The organism is Paenarthrobacter sp. PPS72 (genome assembly GCF_048537125.1).
GTDB classification, from domain to species: domain Bacteria; phylum Actinomycetota; class Actinomycetes; order Actinomycetales; family Micrococcaceae; genus Arthrobacter; species Arthrobacter nitroguajacolicus_E.
Genome location: NZ_JBLYIE010000065.1, coordinates 1 through 20,421, shown reverse-complemented (window position 1 = coordinate 20,421; position 20,421 = coordinate 1). Strand labels below are relative to the sequence as shown.

General features: G+C 61.4%; 15 protein-coding genes and 1 pseudogene. 4 read left to right on the top strand and 12 right to left on the bottom strand.

All coding sequences use genetic code 11. The features are described from left to right. Positions 1-10 precede the first annotated feature (10 nt). The 12 genes and pseudogenes from ACLRGI_RS21635 to ACLRGI_RS21580 form a co-directional block, all read right to left on the bottom strand. A pseudogene (locus tag ACLRGI_RS21635) lies at positions 11-1,716 on the bottom strand (peptidoglycan D,D-transpeptidase FtsI family protein). A gap of 273 nt (positions 1,717-1,989) precedes the next feature. Continuing rightward, positions 1,990-2,808 carry a hypothetical protein gene (locus tag ACLRGI_RS21630; RefSeq protein ID WP_419203513.1) on the bottom strand — a complete coding sequence of 273 codons (819 nt, stop codon included), beginning with the start codon at positions 2,806-2,808 and terminating at the stop codon, positions 1,990-1,992. Further along, positions 2,805-2,972, bottom strand: a complete 168-nt coding sequence (locus ACLRGI_RS21625; protein WP_419203512.1) for a hypothetical protein — start codon at positions 2,970-2,972, stop codon at positions 2,805-2,807. Before ACLRGI_RS21625 ends, ACLRGI_RS21630 begins: the two co-directional genes overlap by 4 nt. 61 nt (positions 2,973-3,033) lie before the next feature. Then, on the bottom strand, positions 3,034-3,843 hold the full coding sequence (locus ACLRGI_RS21620; RefSeq protein ID WP_419203511.1) for a nuclease-related domain-containing protein: 810 nt from the start codon (positions 3,841-3,843) through the stop codon (positions 3,034-3,036). A gap of 184 nt (positions 3,844-4,027) precedes the next feature. Beyond that, on the bottom strand, positions 4,028-5,284 hold the full coding sequence (locus ACLRGI_RS21615; RefSeq protein ID WP_419203510.1) for an alpha-L-fucosidase: 1,257 nt from the start codon (positions 5,282-5,284) through the stop codon (positions 4,028-4,030). A 201-nt stretch (positions 5,285-5,485) separates the two neighbouring features. Then, entirely contained in the window at positions 5,486-7,171 is a 1,686-nt protein-coding gene (locus ACLRGI_RS21610; protein ID WP_419203509.1) for a ComEC/Rec2 family competence protein, read from the bottom strand. Positions 7,172-7,175: 4 nt separating this feature from the next. Continuing rightward, positions 7,176-8,003, bottom strand: coding sequence for a helix-hairpin-helix domain-containing protein (locus ACLRGI_RS21605; protein WP_419203508.1), 828 nt, complete (start codon positions 8,001-8,003; stop codon positions 7,176-7,178). Positions 8,004-8,076: 73 nt separating this feature from the next. Continuing rightward, positions 8,077-9,111: a DegV family protein gene (locus tag ACLRGI_RS21600; protein WP_419203507.1), complete on the bottom strand. Its 1,035-nt coding sequence runs from the start codon at positions 9,109-9,111 to the stop codon at positions 8,077-8,079. 8 nt (positions 9,112-9,119) lie between these two features. Next, positions 9,120-11,648, bottom strand: coding sequence for a leucine--tRNA ligase (leuS, locus tag ACLRGI_RS21595; RefSeq protein ID WP_419203506.1), 2,529 nt, complete (start codon positions 11,646-11,648; stop codon positions 9,120-9,122). A 292-nt stretch (positions 11,649-11,940) separates the two neighbouring features. After that, a complete protein-coding gene (gene glpK, locus ACLRGI_RS21590; RefSeq protein WP_419203505.1) occupies positions 11,941-13,455 on the bottom strand; it encodes a glycerol kinase GlpK in 1,515 nt (504 codons plus the stop codon). 77 nt (positions 13,456-13,532) lie between these two features. Continuing rightward, positions 13,533-14,285, bottom strand: a complete 753-nt coding sequence (locus ACLRGI_RS21585; RefSeq protein WP_419203504.1) for an MIP/aquaporin family protein — start codon at positions 14,283-14,285, stop codon at positions 13,533-13,535. A gap of 172 nt (positions 14,286-14,457) precedes the next feature. Beyond that, positions 14,458-16,242: a glycerol-3-phosphate dehydrogenase/oxidase gene (locus ACLRGI_RS21580; protein ID WP_419203503.1), complete on the bottom strand. Its 1,785-nt coding sequence runs from the start codon at positions 16,240-16,242 to the stop codon at positions 14,458-14,460. Positions 16,243-16,364: 122 nt separating this feature from the next. Here ACLRGI_RS21580 and ACLRGI_RS21575 point away from each other — a divergent pair, with 122 nt between their 5' ends. Genes ACLRGI_RS21575 through ACLRGI_RS21560 form a run of 4 tightly spaced genes read left to right on the top strand, consistent with a single transcriptional unit; the run spans position 16,365 to position 20,292 of the window. After that, entirely contained in the window at positions 16,365-17,327 is a 963-nt protein-coding gene (locus tag ACLRGI_RS21575; RefSeq protein ID WP_419203502.1) for a sugar-binding transcriptional regulator, read from the top strand. Between the two features lie 34 nt (positions 17,328-17,361). Next, positions 17,362-18,258 (top strand): aldo/keto reductase, encoded by an 897-nt coding sequence (locus tag ACLRGI_RS21570; RefSeq protein ID WP_419203501.1) that lies wholly within the window; start codon positions 17,362-17,364, stop codon positions 18,256-18,258. Between the two features lie 10 nt (positions 18,259-18,268). Then, positions 18,269-19,213, top strand: coding sequence for an alpha/beta fold hydrolase (locus tag ACLRGI_RS21565; RefSeq protein ID WP_419203500.1), 945 nt, complete (start codon positions 18,269-18,271; stop codon positions 19,211-19,213). Continuing rightward, positions 19,210-20,292 carry a glycosyltransferase family 4 protein gene (locus ACLRGI_RS21560; RefSeq protein WP_419203499.1) on the top strand — a complete coding sequence of 361 codons (1,083 nt, stop codon included), beginning with the start codon at positions 19,210-19,212 and terminating at the stop codon, positions 20,290-20,292. The genes ACLRGI_RS21565 and ACLRGI_RS21560 overlap by 4 nt, the downstream gene beginning before the upstream one ends. Positions 20,293-20,421 lie beyond the last annotated feature (129 nt).

The window sequence follows — 20,421 nt, the reverse complement described above, 5'->3', positions numbered from 1 at the left end:
CCTTCTTCTCTTAGTACTCCTGCGCCAAGCGGATAGGTGGTGTATTCGAGGCAGTCACCTGATACTCAGAGAGCACCCGGGCCATGACGTCGTTGAAAACTCCGGCCTGCGTAATGCCGTAAATGTTGCCCTTCGGGCGCTGCACGTTGACCATCACGATGTATTGGGGGTCTTCCATGGGTGCCATCCCTACGAAGGACGCCGTGTAGCCGTCGAAGCCGGCCCCGGTGTCGGCGACGGCTTCGGCTGTACCTGTCTTGCCGCCAATACGATAACCAGGGACTTTCACGTCTTTGGCGCCACCGGCGGTGACCACGCTTTCGAGGATGTCCGTACTTGCTTGGCTGTTTCAGCGCTGACGACTGTTGTTCCGGGCGTTGCATCGGGCACATGCTCGATGCCGTCTTGGTCCACCGTGGACTCAACCAACTGTGGTTGCAGGCGCACGCCGTCATTGGCAATGGCTTGGAACGCCATGACTGTTTGTAACGGCGTCTGCGACACGCCTTGCCCGAACAGCACAGAGAACTCCTGCCTGGAATCCCATTCATCCGGTTGAGCCAGCAGACCGGCGGATTCGCCAGGCAGCGGAATGCCGGTTTTCTGACCAATGCCGAACTTCCTGAGATACTCATAACGCTGCTCAGGAGTAAGCTTCTCGCCGACCATCACCGTGCCGGTGTTCATTGAGTCACCGATGATGCCCGCGAAAGTCCGCTGCTGTTCACCGTGAACAAACGAGTCCTCGAACTTCTGCCCATTCACCGTGTATGCCGGTGGAACCAGCAGCTGTGACAGCGGCTCGATCTTGCCTTCTTCGATTGCTGCAGCTGCCGTGATGGCCTTCTCAGTCGATCCGGGCTCAATGGCGGCGGTGACAGATCGCGCGCCGCGGTCCTCAGGCTTCGTCGCCCCGGGAGCGTTGGGATCCACGGTACCCGTCTCGGCCATGGCACGGATCTTGCCGGTCTTGGCTTCCACCACGATGATGTTGCCGTACTCGGCGTTCTGAGTCTGCACCTGCTTCTCGATGGCGTTCTGCGAGTAGAACTGCAGATCACTGTCGATGGTCAGCTTGACGGTATCGCCGTCGGACGCTGGCGTGACCTGATTCGCGGCCGTGGGAATAATGATTCCGTCGGCGCCGATCTGGTAAGTCCGTTCGCCGTCGGCGCCCTTGAGGTTGTCGTTCAGGGTCTGCTCGATGCCCGCAGCACCTCCGTCTGCGTTGATGTACCCGACGATACTGCCGGCAACCGAGCCGAGCGGATAGGTACGCTGTTGGACCGGGCGGGATGTAATTCCGGGGATCCGCAACCCGGCGATAAGGGTCTCAGCTGCCGGCGAAACAGAACGAGCCAGATACACAAACTGACTGTCCCCTGTGAGGGCAGTCTTCACCTCCTCCACGGAGCGGCCAAGCGCCTGGGCCAGCTCGCGCAACCCCTCGTCACGGGTAACGTCACCTACGGTTCCATCGGAAGCCAGTCGGGGGAAGGTCTCTGACCCGTTGTTCTCCCGGGGAGAGGCCACGATGTCATAGCGGATGATGCTCTCAGCCAGCACAACCCCTGAGGCATCCACGATCTTGCCGCGGGACGCACCCAACACGGACGACTGGGTACGCAGATCATTTGCTGCACCGGCGAGCCGCGTGGGATCAAAGCCTTGGACAAAGATCACTCGAACGGCTATGGCCACGAGGAAGGTCAGCATTAGCCCCATGCCGACACGCAAGCGGGTGCTGCCCCAGTCCCTGATGCTTGGTCTCGCACCCAATGATGCACTTCTGCGCACGTCCAAAGTCCCCCGCCTCGACAATTCTTCCTGAGCCATCACCGGCGGTGCGCATTCCCCCGGCCTTCCATGTACCCTCGCAGGCTACGCCAGGACTGGCTCATCTTTGGGCAAAGACTCGCACCAGCCTTGCAGATAGTTGGATGGTCTCAAGCGCGCGATGTGAGGGCGCGGGGTTCGTCCGGCCGACGTTTAGCGACCCACCAAGTAGGTCACCCACGGCAGAGCCCGATGACTGCTGAGGAGCAACGCCGCCACACCCATCAAAAGGAGCGCAAAGCTCACCATGACGGGAAATTGATCCCAGGAATGACCCTTGTAACCGTAGAAAGTCATCCTGGAACCCGCGCCGCGACGATAAGCGGCGTAGGTGACACCCGCAGCAAGGAAAGGCGCAGACCACAGCATCAACAGGTTCGCCCTTCCCGGCCGCAGGGGTTCGCCCAGGAGGGCAATCCCGGAAGCCACAGCAAAGAACACCGGAACATACCAGGCCGCAGCAACAACTGTTCCAGTGAGCGCCGTGACTATGGGCATGAGAACCGCCGACACCATGACCAGCACATGCGTTGCTATTCGAAGGCGTCCAACCCGGAGAACAGTCGCTCCGAAGGCCACGAGCCACAACAGGTAGACCACGCTTGCAGCTGAGGTGAACGGACCAAACAGCGCAATCTCCGGGCCGTAGCTGTCGAACCTGAACCAGCGCCCCAGCTCGCCTAGGACCATCATGGTTGACGCTGCGGCGGTTCCAATGGCTGTGGCGCCGGTAGCAACCAGGGTCCGACGTTCAGCGGGAAAGTGCCCGACGATCATCGTGATTCGTGCCAAAAGTCCGTTGATACAGAGGCTGAAGATCTGACGCTTCGTGGCCCCTGGCTGTTGATCATCCGCGGCAACATCCATCAGCACGCCCAATAACTCATCGCCAAACTGTCGCCGCCAACTCGACGGATAGAAGCGGAGAGCCCTTCGATACTGCCGTTCCACATGATCCGGACCGTCGCTCACGCCACCCCTCCTGACAGCTGTGCCGAACGCAGCCGCAGGGCATTTCTTCCAGCCGCAGCGTTGGCTTCCAACCTGGCGACTTCACCGTCCAGTTCCTCAGCGCCGGCATCGGTCAGTTCGTAATAGCGCCGCAGGCGACTATCGACAACTTCTTCCCGAGCCACTGCTACGGCTTCGAGGGCGGCATCATTGCCACTTCGTCGTAGTCGGGCAACGGTGTTCCGATCAGTTGAACCGCATGGCGATGGCTCGGCTTAACCGTGTCACATCAATGTCCCCGGCTGCCTCTGCGACAAGTGCTTTGGCGAGCCGCTTGGGCCAAAGTACGTGGACGCCACGAGTCGTGAATGCTCCCCCGATCAGCGGCCAGTCTGCTTGGATGAAGCACAACACGCCGTTGACCGGAACGTCCCCGGCATGTTCACGCACCGCATCGACCTGTCTGAGTACACCCTCAACCATGTTCGTGGAGTCGCGTCCGCCCACGAGCAGCTTCTCGGTCCGTGGACGGAAGAGGCCACCCTCGATCTTCAGTTCAGGCCGGCCTTTATACCGTTTAGCGTCGATTACCCAGACTCCACACGGAGTAACAGCGATGTGGTCGATATTGGCTTTCGTACCCGGGATACGCAGGTCGTGGAGCACAACCAGCGCACCGGAGGACACAGCATCCAGCCGAGCGCCCAAGCGTTCCTCGCCACTGGCACCTTGAGCCCACGACTTGGTGGATGGCCGCTCATCAGAAAGCGCGACAGCCAACGTACCGAGATGTCCCCATTTCTCGCGCAACCTTTCCTGGTCTTTGCTTTTGCGGCGCTCATACTCGCGACGAGCCGAACCTCCGGCTATCCCGGCTGCATTTGGCAGCACCTCGTCACGAGTTACTTCCGGAGAAAGTGCCTGTCCAAGCTCAGTGGCACACACCAAGCAGCGGACAGTCCTGGTTTCACGCTCATAGGACGCTTCCATTCCGGCGGCGATGGAGGTCCCGCACTGCCGACAAACTCCGCTGTACCGGAGCTTCATCTGCTTCATGTGGGTTCCGGCGTCCGGGCATATCTCACAGTTCTGACCTCAGAACTAAGGTCGGACCACCGCTATAGCGTGCCATGGCTCATGGTGGTCTTGTCTCTTTCCCGTGTCAAGACATCTTCCCAGACGGAGCACACGGGACTCATACCGACGCCATCCGCTGCCGGGTGAGACCGGCGGATCCCTGTCAATCCGGCGCGTCCGTAGGTGCTTCGTAGCCTTCGGGGATTTCTGGGACTCCAGCATCCAGAGCACCTCCATAAACCCAGGCCGAGGCCAGGCGTCCGCCGTCGCCCGAAAGCTCCACGCGCAACTTTAATGCAGTAGTAACCGGCACTTGGTGGATCCGCCTGCTGCCCACGGTCTTCCCCTCAGCAAGGTCGGCTCCTTGAGCAGATATCGCATGTCGGGTAATCCGCTGCCCGGAACTCAAGTCCTCCACAAGCTCCAGATGGTTGAACGTGACCGCGCCCGGAAGCCTCAGGGTCGCTCCGCCGTCGTGATTTTCAACCGCGGCTTCCATCACGCCCGAGAGGCGACGGTCCAGTTCCGCTTTCCAGTCCTTGAGCCTCGCGGAATCCTCGTCCGGGATGAGTCCGCGGGTATCAGGCGGCAGGCTCAGGAGGAGGTTCGCACCCATTCCCACCGACTGGTAATAGATGGCGAGCAGGTGCTCCACCGATTTCGCTTCGTCGTCCGGATGCCAGAACCAGCCCCGGCGGATGGAGACATCGCATTCCGGCGGCAAATAGTGCTCTGCGTGCAGCCCTGAGCTGGAAGCTGTGTACTGGGTATCTGACGTGCGGTCCACAACGTAGTTGACGGGATCGGAAGCCAACCCGTTCTCATTCCCTACCCAGCGAATGGTGGGCTGGCCCATATTGAAGATCATGGCGTCGGGCTGGTGTGCCTTAACAACAGCGATGATGCGGCCCCAGTCATACTCACGACCCACCGAGCCGGCGCCATCGAACCACAATTCCATGAGGGGACCGTAGCGCGTGCAGAGTTCGGTGAGTTGCTGGACGTAGAAATCGTCGTAGGCGCCGGGATCGCCGTAACAGTCAGCGTTCCGGTCCCACGGCGATAAATAGAGGCCCAGCCTGATCCCCTGTTCTGCACACGCGTCCGCGACTTCGCGGACGACGTCCCCCTTTCCGCCGCGCCATGGCGGGGAGGCAACCGAGTAGTCAGTAGTTGCCGTCGGCCACAGGCAGAATCCGTCGTGGTGCTTGGCGGTGAGGATCAGATACCTTGCACCTGCTTCTTTCGCCACGCGGACCCAACTGCCGGCGTCGAGTTCTGCCGGGTTGAAATTCGACGCCGGTATGGTGCCGTCGCTCCACTCCTTGCCGGCAAAGGTGTTGATGCCAAAGTGGATAAAGACGCCAAATTCGAGCTGCTGCCAGCGGAGCTGGGCCGGGGTGGGTACAAGCTGGGTCACTGCGGGTGGCTCCTGGATAGGACGACGTGGAGGAAGAGAAAACTGTGGAGTTTCGCACATCAGGGGGTCGAACACGGCCGAACCTACTTAAGGCCGCCTACAGGAACACCGGACTGTATTCTTCGATGGAACGCCAGTTAGACGGCAAGTACTGCGAGCATGCTATCATCATGCCCGTAAAGAGGGCGCTGAAGTCGACAGCTATCGGGAATCCTTCCGCCAAAAGCCTACGGAGGACCGCCATCGCACATGATGGCCTCCTTCCGATGCCTGACTTGGGCCGCGTTTCACAGGGTCATGCCCCAGCCACCGGTCAAGGAGCACCACTACCCTGCCATGCAGCCCAACAATGAGTGCCGCTACCCCCAGCGGATGTAGTGCCGCCCAGACGACCATTACCGTCACTATTGAAAGGACCACCATGGACACAATCCCGGCCGGTCCTTCTGCCCACGGCACCGACGCACCGGGCAAATTCGCGAAGAACCTGGCCAATCCGGCCACCGCTCCGGCACATGTCCCGGCAATAGCGACAGGCACCACCGCCAACCATGGAAGGGCCGCCGACAGGGGAACCGCAAGTGTCCCGAAGATGGTCACAGGTGCCACCAGGGGTCCGGCCACCACATTGGCAATGAGTGCGTAGGGAGTGAACTGCGGCTGAAGAGCCACTATCACCGGGCCGCACAGTAACTGGGCTGACAACGGTACTGCAACCCCCGCGGCCAACCACCGCGGCACCCATACAGGAATCCATGACGCAATGCGGGCAGCCAGCAGCACGATACCCAGGGTTGCCAGCACGGACAGGAGAAACCCGACATTTGTCGCCATGCCCGGATCCAGCAGCAACAGAATGATGGTGGCAAGACAGAGGAAAGTCAGGGATCTGCCCCGTAGGCCCCCAATCAGGGCGGCCAGCCCCACGGTACCCATGACAGAAGCCCGAAGCACACTCGGCTCGGGACCTACCATGACAACAAAAGCCATCAAGCCGCACGCAGCAAAAGCTCCGGCTGCCGGACGTGACAATCTGAGGCAGCGGGCAAGCAGAATGAAGCCTCCCAGCACCAAACTACAATTGGCGCCACTGACTGCCGTCAGATGTGTCATTCCTGTTGTCTTCATGTCCGCCTCCAGGCTTTCGGGCAGCGCGGCGGTGTCTCCTGTGACCATGCCAGGCATCAGACCGGCCGGGTCCGGTGCCAACCAGCTCGATGCTGCCACGAATTGAGTGCGCACATCAGCGGCCCAGTACCGGACATCAAATGCTGAGCCCACCACAACAGGCACCGACGACGCGGACAGGAGTGCTGCCTGGGTTTGTCCCTCCCGAACAGACTTCAGCGTTCCTGGAGTTCTGACTCTCTGTCCTGGTCGCACGTCTTGCCAGCCATTCCCACCAACCACCGTTAGGTCTGCGGAACCCTGGATAACGGATCCCTTGGCGGTAACGTCCACCAAGGTTGCAGTCACTGACCACCGCTCTCCACCCGAGGCACCCGGCACCCGGACCTCCTCAGGAGTGCCTGTGATGAGCACATGGATGAGAATGCCGCCTCCTTCTGCGACTGCCTCAGCGAGCGGTCCCTCTTCGCGGGTGTTGGCCATAACTGCGCCATGGGCAGCTACTGCTGCGCCCAGGACGGTAGCCACGGCAAGGGTGGCGGCGATCGTTCTGGGACGTCGCTGGGCTGGCAGCTGTCGCCGCGCCCGCACCAGCAGCAGCGCCCCAGCCAAGGCCAAGACCGTCGCCACCGCCGCGCACCAGATGGCGTCGACGAAGGTACAGATAAGTGCAACGGACCACGTCACCAGCACAGCAGGGACAAGTCTGAGATCGATGCGCCTCGGCGACGCCGCGCCGTCAGTTGATTCAAGGCCCACCTTTTCAGCCACCCTGCACCGTCACAAGGTCCTTGAGCGACTCCATGAGCTTGGGGCCGATGCCTTCAACGGCGTCAAGCTCATCCACCGAGGCAAACGGTCCATGCTCTTTCCGCCAATCAATAATCCCTTGCGCAGTCACTGGACCGACTCTTGGCAGCGTTCCCAGTTCTTCCAGCGAGGCGGTGTTGATGTTGACTTTGGCGTCCCCGGACGCAGGGCCCGCGTTTCCGCCGGCGCCGGCGGGTCCGTCAGTACGTGGGGAAGCGGCAGCCGGCACCTCCCCCACCAGCGGCACCTGAATCTTGACGCCGTCACTTAGCACCTCAGCAAGATTGAGCCCGCTTAGGTCCGCGCTGGGCCCAACACCGCCGGCTGCTTCTATCGCTTGGAAAACGCGGCTTCCTTCCGGCAGGGAAACGACACCTGGCTTCTGAACGGCACCGGCTACGTGCACGAGCACGGTTTTCTTTGCAGACGGTGCTCCGGTTACTGGGGACTCTGACGGATCCGGTAGTGCGGGGCCCGCAGATAGTGAATGACCCAAGGGTACTGACGTTGGTTGTCCCACAGCCGCTTGCCATACAGTCCAGCCGATGATGCCAACGCCTACTACGGCCAGGAGGGTAGCAACCCTCCATGGGATGCGCCACCGAGTCCGCGCGTGACGCGTTTCGAACCCAGACTCTGAACCATCAGGCTCCGGATCCGACTCGACAGGCAACTGCAACAGCGGAAGGGCTTGGGTGTCCGTACCCAGGCGGGACGCAAAACGCTGCCGGGCTGCCTGCGCTGCGGCATCTGGGGAGGCATCCCGGTTCCGGCGTGGCATAAAACGAGCCTAAGGCTGCCGCTGCTGCCAGGACCTGGACGAAGTGCTCTATGTGGATAAGACAACCCAAGAATCAATCCGTTGGAATGCTGCTCTCCCCGACGATGACCGCAAGAACGCCCAATCCTGCGTGTGCCGCCAGCACAGCCGGGAGCGCGCTGATCTGGGGTGCCGGGCAGTCAGGAAATTTTTCCTTGAGGCGGGCAGCCAAGGCTTCGGCTTCCAACTGATTACCAAAGTGGTGAACTGCCAAACGTTGCTGTCCGGCAGGGCGGGAGGCCACGTCCGCAGCGACGATCTCCTCCAAGCGGGCCACGGCTCGAACAGCGGAACGGACCTTTTCGAGGGGGACGATGCGGCCGCCGTCGACCGCAAGGATCGGCTTGATGGCCAGGACCGCACCGAACAGGGATGCTGCCGCCCCGATGCGCCCGCCCCGCCTCAATTGTTCCAGGCTGGGCACATAGAAGTAGACCTTGGTGCGCTCCATCCGTTTTACCGCGAAGCCGCGGACTTCTTCTGCTCCTTGGCCATCGGCCGCTGCTACTACGGCACTTTGGACACCCATGCCCTGTGCCATCCCGACCGTGCGCGAGTCCACCACTTCCACAGGGATGGTGACGCGCGCGGCGGCCAACCTTGCGGCATCAGCGGTTCCGGAGAGTTCGGCAGAAATATGAATGGACACCACAGCTTCGAAACCCTGGCGCTGTGCAGCGAGGTACGCCTGTTCAAACTGTCCGGGCGATGGCCGTGAAGTCTTAACCGGGGCGCCGGAGGCGAGAGCCAACGAAAGCGTCTGGGTGATGTCGTCTTCGCCTTCGCCGTAAATTTCACTCCCGACCATGACCGGCATGGGGACTACCGTCAGCCGGCCGTCGGCGGTAAAGGCAGACACCCAGTCCGGCGGTAGTGCGGCTGCGGAGTCGGTCACGACCGCCGTCTTGACGACGGCGGCCAACGGCACGTCCGCGACAGGAACCGGGGTGGAGGGCTGGCGGAGACGCGCCACTCTTTCCTTAAGCCATATCCATGCGGGTGGTTCTCGCTCAGGCACGCAACCTCCAAAGATGATGGCAGGCCGCCGGCACAGTGCCGGCGGCCGCACTATCCCTGCTAGGCAGGAACGATGTTCACCAGTTTAGGTGCCCGCACGATGACCGTGCGGATGCCGCGGCCATCCATGGCACGCTGAACGTTCTCCGAGGCCAATGCGAGCTCACGCAGCTCGTCCTCCGTGATGTCCGGCGAAACTTCCAGGCGGTCGCGAACCTTGCCCTGGACCTGAACCACTGCGGTGATGGTGTCCTGCACCAGCAGGGCATCGTCGTGCTTCGGCCAGCCCGCATTTGCCACGGAGGCCGGGTGGCCCAGCGTGTTCCAAAGGTCCTCGGCCGTGTAGGGCGCAAAGAGGCTCAGGATCACGGCCACAGCTTCCACGGCTTCACGCACGGCCGGATCTGCGGCGCCTGCACCCGAATCAATAGTCTTACGGGTGGCGTTGACCAACTCCATCAAACGGGCAACCACGACGTTGAACTTGTTGTTGTCCAGGAGTTCAGCGGCGTCGGCAATGGTCTTGTGCGTCACGGTGCGCAGGGCACGGTCACCAGCGGAAGGATCAACACCCGGTTCGCTGCTGACGTCTTGGCCCAGGCGCCAAGCACGGGCCAGGAACTTGGCCGAACCCGACGGCGAAACGTCCGCCCAGTCGACGTCGTCCTCCGGTGGGGAGGCAAAGACCATGGTGAGGCGGACGGCGTCGACGCCGAATTTGTCCAACTGCTCACCGAGGTCCACGCCGTTGCCGAGGGATTTACTCATGGCCTTGCCGCCATTGAGCACCTGTCCCTGGTTGAGTAATGCCGAGAAAGGTTCGTTGGCTTCGATCAGGCCGATGTCCTTGATGACCTTGGTGAAGAAGCGGGCGTACAGCAGGTGCAGGATGGCGTGCTCAACGCCACCCACATACTGGCCCACCGGCATCCAGTTGTTGATCTTTTCGGGATCGAACGGGCCTTCGGTGTAGTCCGGGGACACGAACCGCAGGAAGTACCAGGACGAGTCCACGAACGTATCCATGGTGTCCGTATCACGCTGCGCAGCACGCCCACAGTTGGGGCATTCCACGTTGACCCACTCGACGGCGGCGGCCAGCGGCGAGGTTCCCTTCGGGGATAACGCCTCACCGCGCAGGTTGTCCGGCAACCTGACGGGCAGCTGGTCATCGGGAACCGGCACTTCACCACATTCACCACAGTGGATGATGGGGATGGGGGTGCCCCAGAAGCGTTGCCGGCTCAGCAGCCAGTCACGCAGCCGGAAGTTGACGAATTTCTCGCCGGTTCCGAGTTTCTCGAGGATCTCAATGGCAGCCGGAATTCCTTCGGACTTGGACAGGCCATCCAACTCACCGGAGTTCTTGAGAGTTCCTTCGCCGGCAGTGGCAACACCGGTTTCTGCGGGGTCTTCGTCACCGGTGTCCAGTACCGCACGGACGGGCAGTCCGAAGGTGTTCGCGAAGTCGAGGTCGCGCTGGTCATGAGCCGGAACGGCCATGATGGCACCGGTGCCGTAGTCTGCCAGCACATAGTCGGCGGCCCACACCGGGAGCTTCTCGCCGTTGAGCGGGTTGATGGCGTAGCGGCCGGTGAAGACGCCGGTCTTCTCACGCTCGGTGGACTGGCGCTCGATTTCAGAGAGCGCTTTGACCTTTTCCCGGTAGGCCATGAGTTCGTCGTGCTGTTCCGGCGTCACCAGGTCCAGCGCCAGGTGCGCGTCCGCGGCAACGACGAAGAAGGTAGCACCGTAGAGGGTGTCCGGCCGGGTGGTGAACACGGTAACTTCGCGCTCGGCACGCTCTTCGGTGGCCTCAATGACGAAACGGACGTGGGCGCCTTCGGAGCGGCCGATCCAGTTGCGTTGCATGGCCAGGACGCGCTCGGGCCAGTGACCTTGCAACTGGTCCATGTCCTCCAGCAAACGGTCTGCGTAGTCCGTGATCTTGAAGTACCACTGGTTCAGGGACTTCTTGGTAACAGGCGTGCCGCAACGTTCACAAGCACCATTGACCACCTGCTCATTTGCCAGGACGGTGAGGTCCTTCGGGCACCAGTTGACGGGCGAGTCCTTGCGGTAGGCAAGGCCACGTTCGTAGAAACGCTTGAAGAGCCACTGTGTCCAACGGTAGTACTCGGGGTCGGAGGTGTGGAGACGCCGCGACCAGTCCGCAGAGATGGCATAGCGCTTAAAGGACGCCGCCTGGGTGTCGATGTTGGCATATGTCCACTCGCTGGGGTGCGCATTCCGCTTGATCGCAGCGTTCTCAGCGGGCAGGCCGAAGGAATCCCAGCCGATGGGGTGCAGGACGTCGAAGCCCTTCTGGCGCAAGTAACGAGCTACCACGTCACCCATAGCGAAGGCCTCGGCGTGGCCCATGTGGAGGTCACCTGATGGGTAGGGGAACATGTCCAGCACGTAGCGGCGTTCCCGCGAACCGTCGTCGGCAGGCGTGAAGACCTTAAGGTCCTCCCAGACCTGCGGCCACTTGGCCTCCATCGCAGCGAAGCTGTAGACGCCTTCTTCGGGCGCTTCGGCTGCGGCTGTCTGTGCTGTTCCGGTCTCTGTCTCCGGCTGAACGCTCACTGCTGCCCTCTTCTGTTCTTCGATGGCGGTTTTGACTCCTGCTATGGCACCGGAAAGTCCCGGACACACAAAAGCCCCTCAACAATGGAGGGGCGGCCGCACGGCTATTGAAAGCCGAGCGGCTAGCTAAGCAGAAGGATCGCACGCATACCAATACCTTACCCCACCAAACCAGCGGGCTGGGTGTAAGACGGCCGCGCGCCAAAAGAGGTTCCGGGGACTCCCCGCCATGGTGTGGTGGGCACCGCGAAGCGGGCGGGCGGGAGTCTCCGGAACCTCTGTCGGTAGATGACTACATAACGTCCTCGTCCACCCAGTCCATGGACTTTGTTACGGCCTTCTTCCAGAGCCGCAGCTGACGCTCCTGCTCTTCTGCCGGAAGCTGCGGTTCCCAGCGCTTGTCTTCGTTCCAGTTGGCGCTGAGTTCGCCGAGGTCTTTCCAGAATCCGACGGCCAGTCCAGCAGCGTAGGCAGCGCCGAGGGCGGTGGTTTCGACCACCTTCGGGCGGACTACGGGTACGCCCAGGAGGTCTGCCTGGAACTGCATGAGTGCCTCGTTGGCGACCATGCCGCCGTCGACCTTCAACTCGGTGAGCGGAACACCCGAGTCGGCGTTGACGGCATCGAGTACTTCCCGGGTCTGGAAGGCAGTTGCTTCCAGTGCTGCGCGGGCAATGTGACCCTTGTTGGCAAAGCGCGTGAGGCCGACGATCGCACCGCGTGCATCTGCACGCCAGTACGGCGCGAACAGTCCGGAGAACGCCGGGACGATGTAAACGCCGCCGTTGTCTTTAACACCTGCAGCCAATTCCTCAACTTCAGGGGCAGAACTGATCATGCCCAGGTTGTCGCGGAGCCACTGGATCAAGGACCCGGTGACTGCAATGGAGCCCTCAAGGGCATAGTGCGGCTTGGCGTCGCCCAGTTTGTAGCCAAGGGTGGTGAGCAGGCCGTTCTTGGAGTGGACGATCTCCTCTCCGGTGTTGAAGATCAGGAAGCAGCCGGTGCCGTAGGTGTTTTTGGCTTCACCGGGCTGAAAAGCGGCCTGACCGAAGGTTGCTGCCTGCTGGTCACCGAGGATGCCGGCTACCGGCGTTTCGCGCAGCAGCTGCGAGGTGTGAACGTGGCCATAGACCTCGGAGGACGACTTGATGGCGGGCATCATGGAGGCGGGGACGCCGAAGACGTCCAGGATTTCCTGGTCCCACTGCAGGGTTTCGAGGTCCATGAAAAGGGTGCGCGAAGCGTTGGTGACGTCAGTAACGTGCACGCCGCCGTCGATACCGCCGGTCAGGTTCCAGAGAACCCAGGCGTCGGTGTTGCCGAACAGGAGGTCGCCGGCTTCCGCACGTTCGCGGGCACCGTCCACGTTGTCCAGGATCCATTTGATCTTGGTCCCCGAGAAGTAGGTGGCGAGCGGAAGGCCGACCTTCTGTTTGAACCGCTCCACTCCCCCGTCCTGGGCGAGCTCATCGACGATGGGCTGGGTGCGTGTGTCCTGCCAGACGATGGCGTTGTAGACGGCCTCGCCGGTGTTTTTGTCCCAAACGACGGCGGTTTCGCGCTGGTTCGTGATACCGACGGCGGCGATATCGTGCCGCGTCAGGTTCGCCTTGGACAGAGCGGAGGCGATGACCTCCCGGGTGTTGTTCCAGATTTCGGCGGGGTTGTGCTCCACCCAGCCGGCCTGCGGGAATATCTGCTCATGTTCCATCTGGCCGGTGGACACAATGTTGCCCGTGTGGTCAAAAACGATGGCGCGGGAGCTGGTGGTGCCCTGGTCGATGGCGATGACGTATTGATTCATGGTGACGTCCTTGTCTTTGTTGTTTAGCTACTCAAGTGGTTTTCTACAACGTGAGGGAGGTGCGAGTACGTAAAGAACTAGCCGGCGACTGCAGGCATGATGTCCGGCACCCACAGGGCTACAAGACCCGCAAGTGCACCGCCGACCAGCGGCCCGACAACGGGGACCCAGGAGTAGGCCCAGTCGCTGGTGCCCTTGCCCTTGATGGGGAGGATGGCGTGGGCGATGCGGGGTCCGAGGTCACGTGCAGGGTTGATGGCGTAACCGGTGGGGCCACCGAGGGAGACGCCGATGCCGACAACAAGCAGGGCAACGGCCAGCGGACCAAGTTCGTTGGGGGTGCCGCCGAAGGTCAGGATGACGAAGACCAAAACGAAGGTGCCGATGATTTCGGTGATGAGATTCCAAGGGGTGGAACGAATGGCCGGGCCGGTGGAGAAGGTGCCCAGCTTGTTCGCGGCCAGGGGTTCTTCATCGAAGTGCTGCTTGTAGGCGAGCCAGCAAACAACAGCACCCAGGAAAGCGCCCAGCAGTTCAGCGCCGAAGTAGGTCAAGGTGGAAGCGAACGTGACGGCCACGTCCGGGGCGTACTCTGCCTTGCCGTTGACGAGCAGGCCCAAAGTGACGGCCGGGTTAAGGTGCGCACCGGACTTAGCGGCCACGAAAACGCCCGCGAAGACCGCAATACCCCAGCCCCACGTCACCATCAAGAATCCACCGTTGTTGCCCTTGGTGCCTTTGAGCGCAACGTTTGCCACAACGCCGCAACCCAGCAGGGTCAGCATCATGGTTCCGAATACTTCGGAAAGGAAAACAATTCCAAGAGACATCTTTGACTCCTCATTTTTCTGTTGTCAGCCTCCTCGCGGGTGAGGAGGGCTGTTGGGACGGTTCCGTTATCTCCGGAACCGTCCCGGTGTGGTGGTCCCCTGGCGGGCCCACCTACCCCATTCCGCCCCTACCGCACGCTGGGACGGTCAAGCTGTTTGACGCTGCTTGGGCTCAGGCTACGAGACTGTGCACGTCAACCTTGTGGAACCGTTGCAGTACTTCCTGGGCGTGGCGGGTTTCTGCTTCGCGGGCAGCAGCATCCCAGCCGAGCGGTTCGGCCAACGCTGCTGCTATCTCGTTGAGCAGCTCTCCGGTAACCAGGCCACGGAAAGCGAGGGATGTCCTGCGGATGAGGACATCCACAAGGTGCCCGATCTGCTCGTGCTCGGCCATGAAAGCCAGCTCCCGGACGCTCAGTTCGCGGGTGGATCGCAGCGGAGTGTCGTGTCCGGCATTCAAGTAGTCGATGACGGCGTCCGCGCGCGTTCCGTACCGGGTCAACAGGACGGCTACACGGTCAGCGTCCAGGCCAGGGCCCATGTGCTTTTTGATCCATTCCTGCTCGCCTTGTTCAGTGGCCGGGAAGCCGGCACCGCCGCCGATGGCGAGTTTCGCCGTCGAGACTTTGCGTTCCATGCCCAGTTCGCGGAGCACGTCATTGCTCATGTGCTCGGCCAGGGCCCGGAACGTTGTCCACTTGCCGCCCACCAGGCTGAGGACGACGGCGGCCTTACCGCCCGGTGTTGCGACGGAATCGCTGCCGCTGCGGACGCTGCGTTCGATGCGGTAATCACGTGAGACGAACCCCGGCTGCGTTTCGTCGTGGCGCGGCAGGGGTCGGACGCCGGCGAAACTGTAGACGATCTGTTCCCGCTTCACCGTGATGTTGGGGAACACATGGCCAACGAGGTCGAAGAAGTAGTCGATTTCTTCTTCGGTGCACACAGCGTCCTCGGACATATCAGCGTCCACATCCGTGGTGCCTACCAGCACGCGGTCACCCATGGGGTAGATCAGGACGATGCGGCCATCGGTGTGCTCGAAGAAGATTTCGCGGCCGTTGCACGCTGCGAGCAGTTCCGGGTGGTCCAGGACGATGTGCGAGCCCTTGGTGCCACCCATGAACTTGCTGACGGCGCCCATGGCCTGGTTGGTGAGGTCCACCCAAGCGCCAGTGGTGTTGACGACGACGTCCGCCTGGAAGTCGAATTCCTTGCCGGTCAGTTCATCGCGGAGCCGGACGCCGTCCGAGCCCATGGAGACGAGCGAAACGTAATTGCTGGCGCGGGCGCTTCCGCCCGGCAGTCCCGCGCCCCGGCCTGCTTTCTCGCCATCCTGCAGGACGTCGAGGGTCAGGCGCTCGGGATTATGCACTGAAGCATCAAAGTAGGTAGCCGCGTACTTGATACCGGAGTGGAGTTGGGGAAGCTCAGCCAAAGCCTTGGTCCGTCCGCGGAACTGGTGGCGCGGTACGCTGCCGCCGTCGCGGGAGAAGAAGTCGTACATGCTCAGGCCAACCTTGATGAGGAACGCGCCGCGCTCCTTGGGCTTGCCTTGCTTGTGGGTGAGGAACCGCATGGGCGCGGACAGGATGCCGGAGAACGTGCTGAAGATCGGAATGGTGGTCTGGAGCGGCTTGACGTAGTGCGGGGCGATGCGCAGGAGCCTGTTGCGCTCAACCACCGATTCCTGGACCAGCCGGAACTCGCCGTTTTCGAGATAGCGGATTCCGCCGTGGATCATGTGGGATGAGGCGCCGCTTGCGCCCTGGCAGTAGTCTCCGCGTTCAACAAGCGCCACGTCGACACCCTGCAGGGCGAGGTCGCGGAAGGTACCCACACCGTTGATGCCACCGCCGATGATGAGTACCTTGGCCGACGGCCGCTCCTGCAGTGCAACGACGGAGTCGCGCTGCTGTGCGTGCTGTGAGCTACCGGAAATCCTGTTGTGTCCCAAAACTGCTCCCTTGGGCTTGGTTCGTGCGCCGCGCCACTCGCTGCTGCACCGTTCACCACTAATCTTGCGAAGGTGGAAAATGGAGTCAAGCTATTTGCACAAACGTGCAGTAAGGAAATGAGATGGGACGATCACGTCACTCGGACGCGCTCCGGGCTGCACAAATGTATTACCTGCAGGACCTCACCATGGATGCCATCGCCAGGGAGCTGCGGACCTCCCGGTCCACCGTCTCCCGGCTGTTGTCTTCGGCACGGGAAACGGGCCTGGTGCAGGTCCAAATCCGCAGCCCGTTCGATACCGGCCCTGAGCTGGAAAGCCAGATACGGAGCCATTACGGAGTGGATGTCCATGTGGTTCCAGTGCTGGATACGCTCAACGAAGCAGAGACCCTGGACCGCGTAGCCATGCAGGCTGCACGAACAATCGGACCACTCGTGGACTCGAATGCCATCATCGGCGTCGCCTGGGGTGCCACGCTAAGCGCGGTCAGCCGGCACCTCACCCGCAAGGTGACCCATGACAGCGTCGTGGTCCAGCTCAACGGCGCGGGAAACATGCAAACCACCGGCATTACCTATGCCAGTGACATCATGCGGCGGTTTGGCAGTGCCTACGGGGCCAGAGTTGAGCAGTTCCCTGTTCCGGCGTTTTTTGATCACGCCTCCACCAAGACGGCCATGTGGAATGAGCGCAGCGTTCAACGCATCCTCGACCTGCAGGCTCGCATGAGTATCGCCATCTTCGGCGTCGGGTCGGTGGATTCGGACTACCCGAGCCATGTATACGCCGGAGGTTACCTCGATGAACACGACCTCACCATGTTGGCCGCGGACGACGTCGTAGGCGATGTAGCGACCGTCTTCTTCCGGAGTGATGGTTCCTCTGACGGCATCACTCTGAATGAGAGGTCAACCGGTCCCAGCCATGAACAGTTGCGGCAAGTCAGGCGACGGATCTGCGTGGTCTCGGGGGCGTCCAAAATCAATGGCCTCCAAGGAGCCTTGGCTGCGGGACTTGCAACTGACCTGATACTGGACGAGGCCTCAGCCAGACGCCTGGTGAGTTTCAACGGCCATTCCTGAAGCAATCGTGGAAGGAATGGGTAGAGTCGTTGCTATGAGATCCCCTTCCAAGCTGACATCGAACAGGCTGGCACTAAACAACGGCGTTCAGATGGATCGCATGGGATACGGACTCTACAAAGTTCCCGCCAAGGATGCAGAAGCGTTGGTTGCGACGGCTTTGGGCGAGGGCTACCGCCGATTCGACACTGCCGCCATGTACGGAAACGAACCTGGAGTGGGCCGCGCTCTCGGCGGTGCCATCGGTGACGCCACGGAGGCCAACAGAGGTACCGGCGGCTCCGGCGAGTCGGTACACGCGCTGGCACGCGAGGACCTCTTCGTCACCACCAAGGTCTGGAACGATGACCAGGGCTACGATGCAACACTGCGGGCCTTCAACACGTCCATAGCAAACCTTGGACTTGATTACGTAGACCTCTACCTCATCCACTGGCCGTGTGCAGGGCGGGGACTTTTCAGCGAAACGTGGAAAGCCATGGAAACCCTCTACAGGGAGGGCAAGGTGCGCGCTATAGGTGTCTCTAATTTCCAGCCCACACACCTCCATGAGCTCATGCAAAAGGCAGAGGTTGTTCCCGCAGTCAACCAGATCGAACTGCACCCTTGGTTGCAGCAGACCAAGTTGCGGACATTGCACGAGCAACTCGGAATCCGTACGGAAGCCTGGAGTCCCCTTGGTCGCGGGCAGGTCCTCGCCGACCTCGCCATCGTGTCGCTTTCGGAAAAGTACAGCCGGACTCCGGCCCAGGTCATTCTGCGATGGCACCTTCAACTGGGGAACCTGGTCATCCCCAAAGCAAGCTCGGCGGGACGAATCAAGGAAAACTTCGCCGTCTTTGATTTTGAATTGGACGCAGCGGACATGGACGGCATGGCCGCCCTAGAACGCCACCATCGGACCGGGTCGCACCCGGACAACGTGAACTAGGAACATACGAATGGACAACGTGGACACCGCGCCCTCCCCCCGGGGCGCGCAGGCCCCCAGTGAATTCTTCAGCGAATCCCTGTCGAGGAGGAGGCACGCCTCGGAAGTCGAGGTGGATGGCAGCAAAGTGGCGTACTGGACGTACGAATCGGTCACTGTCACTCCGATGACACGAACGATCCTGGTGATCCATGGCTTCCGGGGAGACCACCATGGGTTGCTCCGCGTAGCGGACCAACTTCCTGAAATGCGCATCATCATGCCGGACTTGCCGGCCTTCGGGAGCTCGGAACCCTTCGCGCACGACGAACACAGCGTTGAACGCTATGGGAAGTTCATCTCCGCGTTCATGAACGCACTAGCTTTGGACGGGAAGACGGTACTGCTGGGCCACTCCTTCGGCTCAATCGTGGCCAGCCACTTCGCGGCCGCGAACCCCGGCACCGTCTACCCACTGATCCTCATCAACCCCATCGCCGCGCCCGCATTGGAGGGTCCCAAGGGCACCATGACCAAGCTTGCGGTGCTGTACTACCAGGCGTCGGCAAAGCTACCCCGCGCCTTGGGCCTCGCTGTCCTTCGCAACCGGGCAATCGTTCGCATCATGAGCATCACCATGGCCAAAACCAAAGACAAAGCGCTACGCCGTTTCATCCACGGCCAGCACGATGCCTACTTCAGCGCCTTCGCAGACAGGAAAAGCCTGCTCGAATCGTTCAAAGCCTCCGTCTCGGGCAACGTGGCCGAGGTCGCTGAACAGCTCACTCTCCCCGTGCTGTTGGTAGCCGGCGAGAAAGATGAGATCGCCACTCTTCCCAACCAGCACAAACTCATGAAGCGACTACCTGATGCAAAGCTGGAAGTGATTCCCGACGTCGGGCATCTCATCCACTATGAAACGCCGGTTCCGGCGGCAGAAGCAATCCGCACCTTCCTGGAGGAACATCCCGCGTGAAAATCGTCATCGACGCCCGCTTTACCCGAACGGACCACCACGATGGCATCAGCCGCTACGGTTCCAGCCTCATAGCAGCAACATCCAAGATCGCCGACGTCACTATGCTCATCAGTGACAAACGTCAACTGGCCCTTCTACCAGAGGTCCCGTACGTCATGGTCAACAGCCCGCTGTCTCCCATGGAATTATTCGTAGCCCGAAAGGTCAACCCCCTTGGCGCTGATGTGGTGGTCTGCCCCATGCAGACCATGGGCACCCTGGGCCGCCGCTACGGACTGGTACTGACGCTCCACGACCTCATCTACTACGAACACCCGACCCCTCCAGGCTTCCTGCCCGCCCCCGTGCGCCTGCTCTGGAGGCTTTACCATAAGGCGTTCTGGCCCCAGCGGCTCCTGCTCAATCGGGCGGACATTGTGGCGACCATCAGCCGAACCACGGAAGCCCTCATGGCGAAGTACAAACTGACAACGCGGCCCGTGCGCTTGGTTGGGAACGCCCCCCAACCAGGTCAAACACCTCGCGCCCCTGAAGCAGGCGCAGATAAGTCCCTGCTCTATATGGGTTCGTTCATGCCCTACAAGAACGTGGAAACCATGATCAGGGGCATGTCCGGCCTGCATGACTACACCCTTCATCTGCTCAGCCGGATCACCCCCCAGCGCAAAGCCGAATTGGAGGCGATCATCCCCGAAGGCGCCAAAGTCATGTTCCATAACGGCGTAACGGACGCCGAGTACGACGCACTCCTGCTGCGGGCCACGGCATTGATCAGCATGTCACGCGCCGAAGGGTATGGTTTGCCGCTGGTGGAGGCAATGGCGTTGGGTACCCCCGTCATAGCAAGCGATATTCCGATCTTCCGGGAGGTCGGTGGCGAAGCCGTCAGCTACGTCCACCCTGAATCGCCCACGGAATTCGCGGCCGCTGTGACGACCCTTGGCGAGGACACACTGTGGCGCCGACGCTCCCGGGCATCAGTGGAACGCGCCGCAGAATTCAACTGGGACGAGTCGGCACGGCAGCTCCTTGCCGCAGCCGAAGAAGTGGTTGCCCTGCGCAAGCGAGCGGCCTAGCTGGCGGCTAGATGAGTAAGTCCTATTGCTGTGCCGGGCGCGGGAGCTTTTAAAGTAAGGCGGAGAGTGTTAAGCCGAGTTTGTGAACACGCAACTAAACACTCTCCTGACCACACTTTACGTCTATTT

Coding starts and splice junctions, on each gene's coding strand:
- ACLRGI_RS21605 (WP_419203508.1), bottom strand. CDS start 8,003: ATGCCACGCCGGAACCGGGATGCCTCCCCAGATGCCGCAGCGCAGGCA.
- glpK (WP_419203505.1), bottom strand. CDS start 13,455: ATGAATCAATACGTCATCGCCATCGACCAGGGCACCACCAGCTCCCGC.
- ACLRGI_RS21620 (WP_419203511.1), bottom strand. CDS start 3,843: ATGAAGCAGATGAAGCTCCGGTACAGCGGAGTTTGTCGGCAGTGCGGG.
- ACLRGI_RS21565 (WP_419203500.1), top strand. CDS start 18,269: ATGGACAACGTGGACACCGCGCCCTCCCCCCGGGGCGCGCAGGCCCCC.
- ACLRGI_RS21585 (WP_419203504.1), bottom strand. CDS start 14,285: ATGTCTCTTGGAATTGTTTTCCTTTCCGAAGTATTCGGAACCATGATG.
- ACLRGI_RS21570 (WP_419203501.1), top strand. CDS start 17,362: ATGAGATCCCCTTCCAAGCTGACATCGAACAGGCTGGCACTAAACAAC.
- ACLRGI_RS21575 (WP_419203502.1), top strand. CDS start 16,365: ATGGGACGATCACGTCACTCGGACGCGCTCCGGGCTGCACAAATGTAT.